The organism is Rufibacter latericius (genome assembly GCF_003721515.1).
Taxonomy (GTDB): Bacteria; Bacteroidota; Bacteroidia; order Cytophagales; family Hymenobacteraceae; genus Nibribacter; species Nibribacter latericius.
Map to the genome: position 1 here is coordinate 926858 of NZ_RJJD01000001.1, position 15129 is coordinate 941986.

The 15129-nt window shown below is 49.8% G+C and carries 7 protein-coding genes; 2 read left to right on the top strand and 5 right to left on the bottom strand.

Annotated elements, in window-relative coordinates:
* Positions 1–227: 227 nt before the first annotated feature.
* The 5 genes from EFB08_RS03635 to EFB08_RS03655 form a co-directional block, all read right to left on the bottom strand.
* Entirely contained in the window at positions 228–1901 is a 1674-nt protein-coding gene (locus EFB08_RS03635; protein ID WP_123125514.1) for a M1 family metallopeptidase, read from the bottom strand.
* Between the two features lie 134 nt (positions 1902–2035).
* Complete coding sequence (locus tag EFB08_RS03640; RefSeq protein ID WP_123125515.1) at positions 2036–4006, bottom strand: glycoside hydrolase family 127 protein; 1971 nt, start codon at positions 4004–4006, stop codon at positions 2036–2038.
* 89 nt (positions 4007–4095) lie between these two features.
* Entirely contained in the window at positions 4096–6495 is a 2400-nt protein-coding gene (locus tag EFB08_RS03645) for a glycoside hydrolase family 127 protein (protein WP_123125516.1), read from the bottom strand.
* A 360-nt stretch (positions 6496–6855) separates the two neighbouring features.
* Positions 6856–8448, bottom strand: coding sequence for a RagB/SusD family nutrient uptake outer membrane protein (locus EFB08_RS03650; protein WP_123125639.1), 1593 nt, complete (start codon positions 8446–8448; stop codon positions 6856–6858).
* A 17-nt stretch (positions 8449–8465) separates the two neighbouring features.
* Positions 8466–11465: a SusC/RagA family TonB-linked outer membrane protein gene (locus tag EFB08_RS03655; RefSeq protein WP_227006196.1), complete on the bottom strand. Its 3000-nt coding sequence runs from the start codon at positions 11463–11465 to the stop codon at positions 8466–8468.
* Between the two features lie 1154 nt (positions 11466–12619).
* Here EFB08_RS03655 and EFB08_RS03660 point away from each other — a divergent pair.
* Entirely contained in the window at positions 12620–13708 is a 1089-nt protein-coding gene (locus EFB08_RS03660; RefSeq protein ID WP_123125517.1) for an acyltransferase family protein, read from the top strand.
* Between the two features lie 408 nt (positions 13709–14116).
* Positions 14117–14989: a YsnF/AvaK domain-containing protein gene (locus EFB08_RS03665; RefSeq protein ID WP_123125518.1), complete on the top strand. Its 873-nt coding sequence runs from the start codon at positions 14117–14119 to the stop codon at positions 14987–14989.
* Positions 14990–15129 lie beyond the last annotated feature (140 nt).

Genomic DNA, 15129 nt, shown 5'->3' on the forward strand with positions numbered 1-15129 from the left:
CCTGTTTAGGGCTTGATTTTGGGAAAACAGTCTTAAAAGAGGAACCTACTTTTTACTCTAAAAGCAGGCCTTTTCCTTGTTTCTTCTTAAGGCAAACTATTACCTGTTTTGTGGGTCTTTTAGGTAAAACAGCCCAAAAAAGGTAATAGTCATTCTTAGCAGCAGGTAGATTCAGAAACTGATTTCATACTTTGGAAAACAGACCGCCTAACGAGCAATCCATTAAATCAACGTGACGAAATGCTCTCCTTTCGGGAAGACTCCACGTAGAAGTTTGGATCAAGGGTGAGCTCGGTTCCAGGCTTCACACCGCTTACTTCTTTCCAGGCGGTTACCGGTTCCAGCCATTTCTCTTTTCCATTCAGGTACACTTTCACCGGTAAGTTGAACCCGTCCACTGTGTTACTCCAACGGTACTTGAGCGTGTTGCCGGCAAGTTGGTACTCTAACTTGGGAATCCGGATGTCGCGGAGGTACTGGTTGAAGAAAGGCGTGAGGTCACGGCCTACTTGTTTGCTCAGGTAGTTTTCGATCTGCTGCGTGGTGACGGTCTGGTGGTAGAACGTCTTGTTGAGCCCCCGCAGAATGTCGCGCCACTTCTTGTCATTGTTGACTACCTGCCGAAGCGTGTGCAGCATGTTGCCGCCTTTGGGGTACATGTCGCCGGAGCCTTTGTGGTTCACGTTGTACTCCCCGATGATAGGCTGCTTGTTCCCGATGCCTGCTCTAGTGCCGATCACGTACTCGCTGCCGGCTTTCTTGCCGTAATGATACTCCACGAAAAGGTTCTCAGAGTAGTTGGTGAAACTCTCGTGGATCCACATGTCGGCGATGTCTTTGTAGGTGATGTTGTTCGCGAACCACTCGTGCCCCGATTCATGGATGATGATGAAATCGAACTTCATGCCCCAGCCGGTGGACCCGCTGGGGTCCTTGCCCCGATAGCCGTTTTTATAGCCGTTGCCGTAGGTGACGGCGCTCTGGTGCTCCATGCCGGTATAAGGCACCTCAATCAGTTTAAAACCGTCTTCATAGAAAGGGTAAGGCCCGAACCAATGCTCAAACGCCTTGAGCATACGGGGCGCGTCTTTGAACTGCACTTTGGCTTTCTCCAGGTTTTCTTTCAAGACATAATAATCCAGGTCCAACAGGCCTTTCTCGCCTTTGTATTTCTCGGAGAAATGCACGTAGTCGCCAATGCTCAGGTTCACGCCGTAGTTGTTGATAGGGTTGGCCACAAACCAATGGAAGGTCTTGGTGCCGTCGTTATTCTGCTTCACGCCCCGGAGTTTTCCGTTGGAAATATCCATCAGGTTCTCGGGCACGGTGACGCTGATCTGCATGCTGTCGGGTTCATCGTACATGTGGTCTTTGCAGGGCCACCACAAACTAGCGCCATCGCCTTGGTTCGAGTTTGCCACGAAGGGCTGACCGTTGGCGTCTTTCTTCCAGGTGATGCCGCCGCTCCACGGTGGGTTCTTGCTCACCACCGGTTTGCCGCCGTAATACACCTCTACGGTGTTCACCGCACCCTTCGTCTGTTTCCGATCTAACTGGACAAACCAGGCATTGCCGTCGCGGGTGAAGGTGAGTTCTTTGCCGTTCTGCGTTACTTTTTCAATCTGCATGGGCGGCTGCAGATCCACCTGCAAGCGCTGGCTCGGCGTGAGGACTTTGTAGGTGATGGCGTTCATGCCTTTGATGGTGCTATCGGCGGGGTTCACCTTCACATTGAGGTGGTAATACGCCAAATCCCACCAGGCCCGCTCCGGGGTGATGCTTCCCCGCAGGGTATCCTGACGAGTAAACGTTTTGGTCTGCGCCTGCGCGGCGGTGCCCCAAAGCAGCAGAAAAATGACCGACAAAAAACAGGTTCTCACGCTAAGTGATGTATAATTCATAGGAAAACTGATCAGGTGTTTCAGGCCCGATTTTCAGGAAACAGGCCCAAAACAGGTAAAGTAAAATCAGGAAGGCACGCTGGCCCCAACCTGGCGAAAAGCATTCGGCTGGGCCATCGTGCATCTTCCTTTTATCACTGGGTATAATTCAGCATGATGCCGTTGATCTTGGTGGGCAGCCAAACCTGCATAGGGCTTTTGCCGCGGTTAGCCCAGGAATAGTACGGGATGGCAGTGATGGTTTTCCTTTGGGTTACCGTTGACAAACCATCGGCACTCACTGAGATAACCGGTACTTCGGCTTTCAAAGCTACCACGCCGTTTAGGAGCTGTTGGTTGAAAGTAGCCTCAAAACGGGTATCCTCGGGCACCACCATGTTCCAGGCGGCATTGCCGTTGTCCACGCCTTCAACGCAGTACACCAGTGGTCCGCGTTGCAGGGCAATTCTGTTCTGGTTGTAGGTCAGGCTGTCTTTGGCGACTACCTTTTTCACCTCCATGGGGAAGTCCAGTTCCAGGTGGTCGCCTTTTTTCCACTTCCGGTCGATAACGGCATAGCCCCGTTCCATTTTGTAGGGCACGGCTTTCCCGTTCAGTTTTAGGGTGAATTTAGAAGGGGTTTTGTCAGAGAAGCGGTACAGATCGCCGGGCACCGGTTCTCCCTGTACCCAGCCCGGAATGCGCAGGCGCAGCGTCGCGCTGGTTGCCTTCGCCGGATTCACGGTCAGATCCACTTTGCCCTCCCAGGGATAATTCGTTTTCATCTCCAGCGGAAGGTTCCCGTTAGGAGTACTGAGGTTGGTCTGGCTCCCGATGTACAGATTCACCCACACCCCATTGCCGGACTGCGCATAGACGTAATTGCCCAAAGAGGCGATCAGGCGGGAAATATTAGCCGGACAACAAGCTGTCCCGAACCACTCGCTGCGCTGGTGCTGCCCCCGTGAGGCCAGCGGATTTCCGTAAAAGAACCGGTCGCCGCTCAGCGACAAACCATCCAGGGCCCCGTTGTAAAGGCTTCGTTCCAGCACGTCTACGTATTTGCTGTCGCCGGTCATGGAGCTCATGCGTTGGTTCCAGAACACCATGCCTACCGAGGCGCAGGTCTCGCAGTACGCATGCTCGTTGGGGAGGTCATAGTCTTTGGAGAAGCCTTCGTTGCGGCCAGAAGAACCGATGCCGCCAGTGATGTACATGTTGCGGTAGACCACGTCTTCCCACACGTTTTTCATGGCGCCCATATACGCTTCATCGCCTTTCAGGGCGGCTACATCAGCGGCGCCGGTGTACATGTACATGGCGCGCACGGCGTGGCCTGTGATTTCCTTCTGCAGTTTCACCGGCACCACGTCCTGGGCGTAAGCGGTGTCTTTCCAATCGGTCCAGGTGTAGCCTTTGGCCAGTTTACGGCCCCGCTCCTCCAGAAGCCAATCGGCTAAGTCCAGGTACTTTTTGTTTTTGGTGGTTTTGTACAGCTTCACCAGGGCTAGTTCCAGTTCCTGGTGCCCGGTTACCCAGTGCTGCTTGCCCGGCCCGAAAAGCGAGGCGAAATGATCGGCAAACTTGATGGAAACATCCAATAGTTTGCGTTTACCGGTAGCCTCATAATACGCCACAGCCGCTTCTATGAGGTGCCCGCCGTTGTAGTCTTCGTGCATGCTCATGTCGGTCCACCGCTTCTCGGGGAACTGGAGTGTGTAATAGGTGTTCAGATAGCCATCGGGTTGCTGGGCTTTCGCGATGAGGTCAATCCACTGATCAGCTTTCTTCTCCAGCTCAGCCGAGGGCTTGTTTTTGATGGAATAGGCAATCGCCTCCAGGGCCTTGTAGACATCGGAGTCATCGTAGAAAATGCCTTTGAACTCACCTTTCTTCAGACCCGCCATGATCTCGAAGTTCTGGATGCGGGGCGTTTTCACCTCGGTTTGCTCAATACAGACCGGAATCGTGACGGTGGCCACTTGGTCAATACGGGGCTTCCAGAAGGCATCGTTGATGGTGACTTTGGAAAAGTTGACCGGCGCAATGTTCCTGATGCCTCCCTGCGCGAACGCCCCCGTCTGCACGAGGCAGAGGGCAAATAGACTAAGTATGTTCTTCTTCATTTTTTTGGTCTTTTACAAAAAACAGAGCGTAAACACTTGAGACAAAAAGGACCAAATAAAACCGTTTTCCTGATCCTTGTGATGAGATTCTATTTGGCAGATGCCCTTCCTGTGGCCACATTTTCCTTCACCATCCGGACACCATAGACCGGACCAGCGCTGTTCTTCGGCTTGGCCTGGAGGGTTACCGTCACCTGCTGCTTGCCTTTCACCAGCTCTTGCGGAAGGTCATACCCAATGTCGTAGAACTTGCTTGCCTTGTACTTGTTCAGGTCCTCAGAGGCTATTTTCACGCCGTCCACCAGAATATCGAAGTTCCGGTCGCGGTTGTCCATGCCCCAGTAGGTAGCTATGAGGGTGTTCTTGGCAGTAGGCGCCACTTTCATCTTGAACACCAGCTTGCCGCCCTGTTTGGTGGCCCGCCACTTCCGGCCGTGGTCTTCTCCGTTTGTGATGCTGTCGCCGGTGAGTTCATGGTCGCGCTCGGGCTGCATCTCCCCTACCCGCAGGATGTCCACTGTGCGGGCTTCCAGGTCCCTTTGCTTCTGCTTTTCGGCTTCGTAGACTTTCTTCTGCACTGCCCACTTCTCGGGGGTGAACACGTCCCAGTAGACGGTGTAGTATTCGGTGCCGGTCTGGTTGAACGGGATGAGGTTCACCTGCTCTGGCACGGCAATGCCCGAAGTCTGGAACTGGAGTTTCTCTTCGTTGAGAGTTCTAATCCACTTGTTCGCGTTGTTCTCGCTGGTCACCAGCACCGGCACGCCGGTCACAGGCTCCGGCTCTTTCTCCCCTAACACGCCGGCCAGCAGCACCGGACCGTAGAACACGGCTTTGCGGTTGGGGTTATCGGGCATGGCTTCGGTGTAGAAATCAGATTGGGCGGTAAATTCTATTTTATCGTTGTTTTTCCAATTTCGGGTCAAAACCAGGTAGCCGTCTTTGCCTGGGGTTACTTTCTGGGGTTCGCCGTTCACTTTCACCTGCAGGTTTTTGCCCCAATGCGGTCGGCGGATGCGGAGCGGGAAGGTGGTTGTTTTAGCTGTGGCGATGGTTAGGGTGGTGTGGTCTTTGGCCGGAAGTTCGGTCTCCTGTTTCACCTTGACGCCTTTCTCCTTCCAGTCCAGCTCTGAGGGGATGAACAGGTTGACGAACAAGCTGCCGTCCTCTCCCCGGAAGTAGATACTCTCGCCGTATTTCACGTGATTTTCCATACCCGATCCCACGCAGCAGGTGAAATCATCAAAGGGCGTGCTGTAGAACTTCCGGCCGCCCATGCGCAAGGGCACAAAGTAGGTCATCATGCCATCTGCGTGGTTCTGGGAAGCCAGGATGTGGTTATAGAGCGCTTTCTCGTAATAATCCATCAGATGCGCCGAGGGCTGCAGGGTGAACAAATGCCGAGTCAGCTTCAGCATGTTGTAGGTGTTGCAGGTCTCGGTGGTGTTGTCGGTGAGCTTATCGTTCAGTTTACCGGGCTCAGCGAGGTACTCATAGTTGCTGTTTCCGCCGGTGGCGTAGGAGTGGTTCTGGGTAACGGTTTTCCAGAAGAAATCGGCAATGGCAATGTCCTTCTTATCACCGGTGAGCTCGTAGCGGCGGGCGCTGGCAATGATCTTTGGAATCTGGGTGTTGGAGTGCTTGCCCGGCAGGATGTCTTTTCCCTGCGCCAGCGGATCCAGGATGCTTTTGTCGTAGAACCGGTACGACAGGTCCAGGTACTTTTTATCTTTGGTGATGGCATAGGTATTGACCAGGGTCTCGGCCATGCCGCCGTACTCACACACCATCATCTCCTGCATTTTCTCGTCGCTGAGGCCTTTGATGGTTTCGCCGGTCCAATCAGCGATGCCTTTGTTCACGGCCAGGGCTTTCTCGTTGCCGCAGTACTGGTAGGCATCCAGGAGGCCGGCCATGATCTTGTGCACGGTATACCAGGGTGCCCAGGCGCCGTTCAGGTCAAAGCCCCGGGATTCGATGTTCCCGCTGGCCACCTCGGCCCACATCTTGTCTTCGTTTGGGATAGCCCCCACGTACCCGGTTTTGCGGGCTTTCTGGGTTTCGGCTAACTCGTCTACAATGTAGTTTACCCTGTCCAAATAGGACTTGTCTTTGGTGGACGCATACTGCATGGCGCACGCCGAGAGGTAATGCCCTAGGCTATGCCCCGCCAAACCCGAGGATTCCCAACCGCCGTACTTAGGCGCTTTGGGCTGCATACCGGCATGGGTCCGAAAATCGGACAATAAGCGGTCCGGCTCAATCTTGAGGAGGTAATTGGCGTCCGCTTTCATGGCCTCTTTGAAGGGGCTTTCCAGCAGTTTCACGTCCTGTAGGTTGAAGGAATAGGCCTTTATACCAACGACCGGCTTGACCTGCATCTTGATGTTGTTCCATTCCGGAACATAGGACTGCGCTTGTGCCGTTTGGATAGAGAATAAACCACCTAGAAGCAATGGCAGGATAGACCATCTTTTTCGTTTGTTCATAAATAGGGGGTATTATTTATGTCTACTGATTTTATCCACCTGACCCGGCCTAAAGTCTAACCAGGTGCAACCTGATGGATTTACTCCCTCTTTTTGCGTGAGGCAATGCACTTTTCTACTCACTAGTCCTGTTTTATGCCTGTTTTCAGAAAAACAACCTTAAAACACTCAGCTATTGAAATCTTCTTCTAGTGCAATAAACATTAATAACATTAGAAGAAACTTCAGCATGTTAGCTAAAGGTAATACTATGTTAACAGCCACTTAACAAGCAGGTAAAAAGAAGATCTGCTCACCCTTACACCTTTTTCAAGGAGCATGAATGAGCAGATCTTCTAACAAACAAACCAACTACTTTCTCTAATACCCAGGGTTTTGCGCCAGCTTGGGGTTCTTGTTAATTTCCTCGGCTGGAATGGGGAACAAAGCCTTGTTGGGACTGCTTGGGCTATGGTTAAACCAGGCTTTCGTGCCGAAAACTCCAAACCGAATCAAATCCTGTCTGCGGTGCGCCTCTGCGGCAAACTCCCATCCCAGTTCATCCAGCATCCGTCCGAACTGAATGTCGCTTCCGCCGCTTCCCGGGCCAGGAAGTACATTCCCGTTCTCATCCTGAAGACCATACTCATAGGTACTTCCTTGCTTTAGATCATCGCCAGTTACGGTGGCTTTGGTGGGGTTAGTATCCCGGAATGCACGCTGACGCACCTGGGTCACCAAAACGGCAGCTTCATCGGCGCGGCCCAAGCGTAGCAGGCTTTCTGCTTTCATCATGAGCACATCGGCGTAGCGCAGCATTGGAAAATCATTGTCCAGTGCCCCAGTGGCTCCTTCCTTGATTTTGTACTTCCCAATGCGGTAGCCTTCATTTGATTCGGTGGCAGCTATACTTGGCAGTAATTTCACGTAATCAATTGCAACTTCGCCGGTAGTGGCATTTTTCTGAGGCCCCATGATCCAGGTGTCTTTCAGGCGCCCGTCTTGTTCATCATAGGTGTCAATGAACTGCGGAACGGCGGCATTGCCTCCCCAAGGCCCAGCTTGCATCTTGTACACGAATCTACTAGCGGGATCCAGCGTTTTCATATGAACAATATTGCCGGTACCGTAGATTTGGTCGTAAGGAATGGCAAAGATGATCTCCGGGGAGTTCTGGTTGGTGTAGGTAAAGACATCTGAATAGTTGGGGTCCAAGGTATACTTCTGGCTATTAATGATCTCATCAGCCTGCTGAATACATTTTTCCCACTGTGGCGTGCCGGTATACACCCCTGCATTCAGGTAGAGCTTTGCCAACAAGGCTTTCACGCCCCATTTATTCAACTGACCATAGGTAGCTGATGGATCATCATTCAAGACATCTACTACTTCTAATAATTCTTGCACTATGAAGTCGTACACTTGCTGCCGGGGCTTCTGATCGGGCAGTTGGGTGTCTTTGTAATTGGTTACAATGGGAACATTGCCGTGGTTATCTAACAAAAGGTAATAGGCAAAGGCTCGGGCTGCCCTCAACTCTGCTACTAGCGCCTCTTGGCCGCTTTCCATGGCAATATCTCCATCTTCAATCTGCGCTAGCACCCGGTTAGCAGTGGTGATGCTACTATAGGCACTGTTCCAAGTGTTTTGGGGCTGCCACTGAAGAGGAGTCCAAGTGTGCGTGTGCATCCGCAGATACGTGCCTCCATCGTACCAACCGTTAGGACGGGCTGGCGTGACAATGGCATCCGCGCTTTCTTCCTGTAGGTCAAAATATCCTTGCCAGCCCATCATCAATCCCCTAAAGGAGGCATACACCGGGGCGATAATGGATGGGATGTCTCTCTCAGTTGGATTGAAACTAGTGGCCAGTACCTCTGAGTAAACCTCTTCATCCAGGTTGGTACAGGAACTGATAGTGCCCACAGCTCCTAAAGTGGTAGCCAGGGTATAGACAATTAATTTCTTTTTCATGATCATACTTTTAAAACCTAGAAGGAAACATTGAGGCCGGCCGTGAACGTACGCGTAGTTGGATATTTGTCACGCTGATCGTTGCCTGGGTCGAAACCTGAGTAGCTCACTCCTTCCGGATCCAGTCCTTTGTAGCCGGTGATAGTAAACAGGTTCAGGCCAGACACAAAAACTCTTGCATTTCTAACGACCTTTATCAGGTCCTTAGGCAAGGTGTAGCCAAAGGTGACGTTGTCAATTTTCACGTAGTCTCCTTTTTCAATGTAATGGCTTACATACACCAAGTCATTATTGAGCCGTTTTCCATAAACTGGGTCATAAGCGGTTTTCAACATGTTATAGGCTGGGTTCTTTGGGTTTTCATAGAACATGCGCTGAAAATTGAGGATGTCATGCCCAAAGGCTCCTCTTATATTCACGGTCATGTCAAAGTTCTTGTACCGGGTAGAGTTGTTCCAGCCCAGCACATGTTTAGGAATGGCGTTACCGTAGTATTGGCGGTCTTCCTGAGTGGCGTCATTGATAGGAATGGCCTCACCGGTTTTGCTTTCCACCAGCCAGCCGCCGTTCGCGTCTACCCCTACTGTTTTCCAAACATAGAAGCGACCTATGGGTTCTCCAACTGCTACCCGGTGGGTAAAGTCCTGAATGGGTTCTCCGGTATATCCAGCGTCAAAGTACTCTACTGTATTATCAAACTGGTCATTGGTTAGGGAAACTAACTTTGTCTTATTAGTAGAGTAAGTCACATTGGAATTCCAGGTAAAATTCTTGGTTTCAACAGGGACAAAATTCACCAATGCCTCAAATCCCTGGCTGCGCAGAGCACCCGCGTTGATGGTCATGAAATCAACCAAGTAAGGGGGTCTGGGAACTTCAAAGTTATAGAGTAAGTCTTCAATATCGCGACGGAAGAAGTCCAAGGAACCACTGATACGGTTTTTTAGGAAACCAAAGTCAAGCCCCACATTGTATTCCCCTTTCTTTTCCCACCGGAGATCTGGATTGAAATTACGAGCTGGTTCGAAGCCAGGCACCCATCTTCCTCCGATATAAGCACCCACATTTTGATCAAATCTATAACTGATCTGTGACAGGTAAGGGCTGTTGGCAATTGTACCCGTAACTCCGTAACCTGCCCTAACCTTGAGGTCTGTAATAAAATCCATAGATTTCATGAAACCCTCTTGGTTTACTCTCCAGCCCACAGAGACTGCTGGGAAAGTACCCCACTGGGAGTTAATCCCGAATTTTGAGGAGCCCTCACGCCGCACGCTGGCCATAAACAAGTATTTATCGTTCCAGCTATAAGTTACACGACCGAAAAAGCCGATCAGTTTCCAGTTGTCTTTGTAGCTACCCATGCCGGCGAGACCAGCCTGGTCAGCTTGGCCCGCGCCAAGGTTGTTCCATCCGAAAGCATCTGTTGGAAAATTCCAGTTATCAGCGTTGAATCCCTCATTTGTTTCATCTTGCCAGCTATAGCCACCTAATACACTGAAACTATGAGCACCAAAGGTTTTGGCGTAGTTAGAGGTGAGTTCCAGCAAGTTAGTCCGGCTAGCGCCGGTGCTTCTGCCTGCATTGCTGTTACGGTTGTCTAGCCATGTGTCTGAGTGATTAAACGTAGAGGCATACCCGTACAAAGAACCCCATTGAATATGGGACCCTAGCACCTTGAAATGCAGGTCTTTGATGGGAGAATAGTCCAAGCTTCCGCTCATTCTCAATTCTCTGGTGGTATACTCCCGGTCAAATTCCTCTATTCTGGACACTGGGTTAAGATAGAAGTACCCGCCGCGTTCCTGCCATTCACCCGTCTCAGTTCGCACCCGGTCGGTAGGGTTACGGATAATCGCCTGCCGGTACGCATATCCGTCGCCGCCGCCTTGCACGGAAGAACCAATCGTATTGATCAACTGGATATTTGCCTTCAATTTCTCATCAAACATGGCGTGGTTTATATCTGCGCGGGCTATGAAGCGCTCTTGCCCTGTCCTTTTCATGATTCCTTCCCAGTTTCTGTAGTTAAGCGAACCTGTGAAATTGGTCGTGGAGTTTCCCCCGAAGAAGGTTAAGTTATGGTTATGGCTAATAGGCGTTTGCATGATCTCGTCCAGCCAGTCAGTATTGCCGCCATAGTCATCGTAGTCAATTCCTTCGTCTCTGATTAACCGTCGGTAATCATCACCTGTCAACAGTTCAGGTCTTCTGGCAATGGTCTGCACGCTGGTATAGGCATTGTATTCCACTGTGCTGCGGTCACTCTGGTTTTTGCGGGTGGTGATCAGGATCACTCCTCCGGTAGCACGTGTTCCGTAAATAGCTGCTGCAGAGCCGTCTTTTAACACGTCCACCGATTCAATATCCTCCGGAGCCACGGTATTCAGATCACCCGGAACGCCATCTATAATCACCAACGGATCAGAACTTCCCTGAATGGAGCTTATCCCTCTCAAGTTTATTTGAGTATTCGCGGTGGGATCACCGCTGGGGGTGGTTACCCGCAGACCGGCTACTTTCCCTTGCACCAACTGGGCTGCATCGCGCACGGCACCCTGCACAAAGTCTTCTCTGTCTACGCCAGCAACGGCACTGGTCACATCTCCCTTTTTCTGGGTACCATACCCAATTACCACTACCTCGTCCAGCACTTGTCTATCTGACTTTAGGCGGATGTTTAACTGGGCCTGATTATTCACCAGGACTTCCTGGGGAGTATATCCTATGTAACTAAAAACCAAGACCGCAGAATTCGGTACAGAAATCTGGTATTTACCTTCTGCATCGGTCATAACTCCCGCTGTACCACCTTTAACAGAAACAGAAACCCCAATGAGAGGTGAGCCATCCTCTGCGGAGGTGACCAAGCCAGACACCGGCCGGTCTTGCATAGAGCCCGCCGGATACTCCATCACACCGGCAACAGCAACTCCCTGGTGAAAACCAGGAAAAACGGTGTACAAAATTACACTACCTGACAAAGCAAGTAGCCTATTCGTAAATCTCCATTTCATAAAGTCAATTGTTAAATTATAAAGTACAAGAATTCCCCTACCCCTCAGAATTGAAGGTGCCATCAAGTAGTATTAAGAGACACTGGGTTACTATCTGCTCAAATTGACAGACAGAAGCATTTAGATTAATCAGTCAACGCCTGATTAGGGTTATATCCATCAGCAGTGTGGATATACCTATAAAAGGAAGTGCTGCTGCACACTTCCCACTCTCAGGAAAATTACAGAAAAGCCTGTTCTACTTTCAGTAGAATAAGCAGAAACGCAAGAGGATTGGAACATATGGACCATCCAAACCTATTCTTCTGTTCTTTTTGATACCTAAGTCCAATTTCAACCCACTTCTAATGCACAAGCAATTGGAATCAACTTCAAAAAATACAAGCAAAACCTTTCAGCCCTCAACGGCCCAAGTATAGTTTAAATGGCGCCTCCAAATATTCACAATACTTCTGGCCTATCTCTTAGCTCCACCCAATAGGCAAGTCACCTTAGGATAGAGCTCCCTTGTTCATATTTTATTTTTGCCCTTCTCTCTCCAGGCTAGGCTGAATCTCATTTTTAAAATCACCAAACAGAGTTCCATGTTATCACTTCCTTGTTATTGTTTGTTCTAACCGAATAAGTTTAAACTAAAACAATATTGAGTGCGGCACCTTTACAAATCTACCATATCCACTTATAGAACCCCTCTTCTGGATTATCTAATACAGATACTATATTAACAACTGTCTCCGGCAGGCAACCAAATGGTATAACAGGAGTAGTACAGGTGTCAACGTTGTTATTAGGGCAGAATATTCTGCCCTAATAACACGGGTTTATTAAACCTGTGTTATCCCATCCATCACCGGCAGCTGCCATCTTTCTGTTTCTAAAAACCTGTTAATCAGCCGTTATAAACGAGAAACTTCTTTCCCGTTTTCTTTCATAGGCTTGGCTTTTGATTATTTATATCTAATTTTAAACACAAATTTTTCTATTAAGAGTACATCTCTCCTTACTTCTGCCAATGCTTTTGACTTGGTAGAATGGATACCTAAAGCAGTTTGATCCACGGGCCTACTTCCTGAAATCTGAAAGGGAAAGCAGGATGAAAGAAAACCTTCACCTATACATACCCGAAGAAGCCTGTCACTCTAAATTAGCTGAGCATGGGGTACATCAAGCAGTTAGATTCCTTGAGAGCCATTGCCATTTTCTTTGTTCTATGTAATCACTGGCTTCCGGAGGGTAATGTCCTCCAATCGTTTTCACGAGTCATCTCTGCCCCAGACATCTTTTTTACCATTAGCGGTTTTCTGATCACCATGATTCTGTTGAAAGACAGGAGAAAGGCAGAGGCAAACCAAACCAGCAAAGCACTTGCCTTCAAGGACTTTTTCCTCAAGCGGTCTCTCCGCATTTTTCCGGCCTATTATCTTACTATTCTGGTCACCTATGTACTGAAACCGCACGCTGTTTCTAATTATAGTAGCTACCTAAGCTTTACGGCCAATTTTGACATGTATGCCCAAAAGTACTGGGGAAACCTTACCCACCTGTGGTCTATGTCTGTGGAGCAGCAGTTCTATTTGTTTTGGCCCTTGCTTATTCTCTTCACCCCAAGAAGGTTTCTGCCCTACACCATTCTATTATTTATAAGCATTGGGATCATCAGCCAGAATACCATCCCAAATCGGGAGTTCTTATGGGTGCTTCCGCAGACCTGTTTCGATGCGTTGGGGATAGGTGCCCTGCTGGCCTGGGTGGTAGTTGAAAAGAATTCCGCCTTTCCGTGGTTTCATGTGGCGTTGCGCTTTTTGGGTATTCTGAGCATTCTGGTCATTGCAGGGCAGTATATTTGGGGAGAGATCCCGGTAATCCATCACCGCACCCTGGTTTCAATCATTATAGCCTGGCTTATCGCTTTTTTCATCTCAGAGGGCAATGAAAGCGCCAATAGGGTGAACCTTCTTTTCCAGAACAAGGCCTTGCTGCTGATCGGGAAAATGAGCTATGGAATTTATCTGTATCACCTTACCCTTTACTTACAGAGCCGCCGCCCACTCGGCATCCTGAACCAATCGCTTCCGCTTCCGCAGTTTATTAGGGAAAACCATTACCTGTTTGTGGCCGAGAACCTTATCCTGCTTTTTGCCTTAGCCTGGCTTTCCTGGAAATTCTTTGAGCTTCCGGTTTCAAACCTTAAAAGGCACCTGAAAAAGGAAAAAACCATCAGCGTGGTGCGGCAAACCGCTTAACAGAACTTTCTCTTAGGCAAGGGAGTCCAATTGCCGTTTTCTTAGCAAATCTTTCTCTACGGAAGGCCGTCCTTCTGAATACAACCAGAACCTTTAAGTTCTTGAATGGGCTTTACATCAGGCTTGCCTGAAGGTTTTTGTGCACTACTCCCAACCCAATTCTCAGAAACATCTCCTCTCATGCCTCGTTACATTTAGATACACCGGTGAGACTAAAATGAGGCACTTATCCTATAAATCAGTTTTAGGCACATTTAACAAAAATGGCCTATAAACCGGCCTTGAAGCTTTTAAATAAACGTTGATGGTGAAGCCCAACGCTTGTAGACAAGAACCCGAAAGACCAGGAAAGACCTAAATAGTTTCTATTTCCATACTCTATTCTCAAATCAGAAAACAAGTAAAACGATGGCACAGACAGTAGTAGGAATATTTGATCAGACAGCGGAAGCGGAGGGAGCAGTGCAACACCTGAGATCTCTAGGCTTAAGTGAGGCGAACATTGACATTTCCAGGGCACGCACCAGCGTAGATGCTACCACCGCTTCTTCCACCCCGTCGCACCATGAAGGAATCAAAGGATTCTTCCGGTCTTTGTTCCATAACAACGAAAACCACGCCCGTACCTTTTCGCATGTTGCCAGCTATTCAGAAAGCATTGTGACGGTACATGCCCAGACCCTGGAAGAAGCCCACTTAGCCGCCGAAACGCTGGACCGGTACGGCGCGATTGACGTAGACCTCCGCGCCCAGGAATATGGGTACGCGCCCGACACGTCCTTTCCTGACGACCAGGTTGCCGAATTCACCACCGATACCCCGGCGAACAATACCACCATTCCTATAGTAGAGGAAAACCTGCAGGTAGACAAACGCGAGGTGGCAACCGGCGGCACCCGTTTGCGCAGCCGGATTGTGGAACGTCCGGTAGAACAGCACCTGCGCTTGCGCACGGAACACATCTGGATAAAACGTCATCCCGTGAACCGCCCTGCCTCCGAGGCTGATTTCGCCAACTTCAAAGAGGGCGAGATGGAACTTCGGGAACATACTGAGGTGCCGGTGATTAACAAAGAGGCCCGCGTGGTAGAAGAGCTTTCGTTGGGCAAGGAAGTATATGAGCGCAATGAGGTCATCAGAGACACGGTACGATCAACCCAAGTAGACACGGACAATCTGGATCCTGATCAAACCAACCTGAACACAACCCGCTCTGGCCTGGACCGTGACCAGACCGGCCGCCCTTACCCAGATAGCAGCAACTCTCTTTCTGCTTTGTAAATCCTTCTATAAAAAACGGGGAACGGCTACTCATAAGGGTAGCTGCTCCCCGTTTTCTTTTAACATGATTCCTATGGCAAGGAGCAAGGGCGCTTTCGGCCCCAAAATTCATTTTCAGGTTCAAAATGGCTTTCTTTACG

Excerpts from the sequence above, each read along its gene's own strand:
- EFB08_RS03655 (WP_227006196.1), bottom strand. The coding sequence starts at position 11,465 with ATGAAATGGAGATTTACGAATAGGCTACTTGCTTTGTCAGGTAGTGTA.
- EFB08_RS03645 (WP_123125516.1), bottom strand. The coding sequence starts at position 6,495 with ATGAACAAACGAAAAAGATGGTCTATCCTGCCATTGCTTCTAGGTGGT.
- EFB08_RS03635 (WP_123125514.1), bottom strand. The coding sequence starts at position 1,901 with ATGAATTATACATCACTTAGCGTGAGAACCTGTTTTTTGTCGGTCATT.
- EFB08_RS03665 (WP_123125518.1), top strand. The coding sequence starts at position 14,117 with ATGGCACAGACAGTAGTAGGAATATTTGATCAGACAGCGGAAGCGGAG.
- EFB08_RS03640 (WP_123125515.1), bottom strand. The coding sequence starts at position 4,006 with ATGAAGAAGAACATACTTAGTCTATTTGCCCTCTGCCTCGTGCAGACG.
- EFB08_RS03660 (WP_123125517.1), top strand. The coding sequence starts at position 12,620 with ATGGGGTACATCAAGCAGTTAGATTCCTTGAGAGCCATTGCCATTTTC.
- EFB08_RS03650 (WP_123125639.1), bottom strand. The coding sequence starts at position 8,448 with ATGAAAAAGAAATTAATTGTCTATACCCTGGCTACCACTTTAGGAGCT.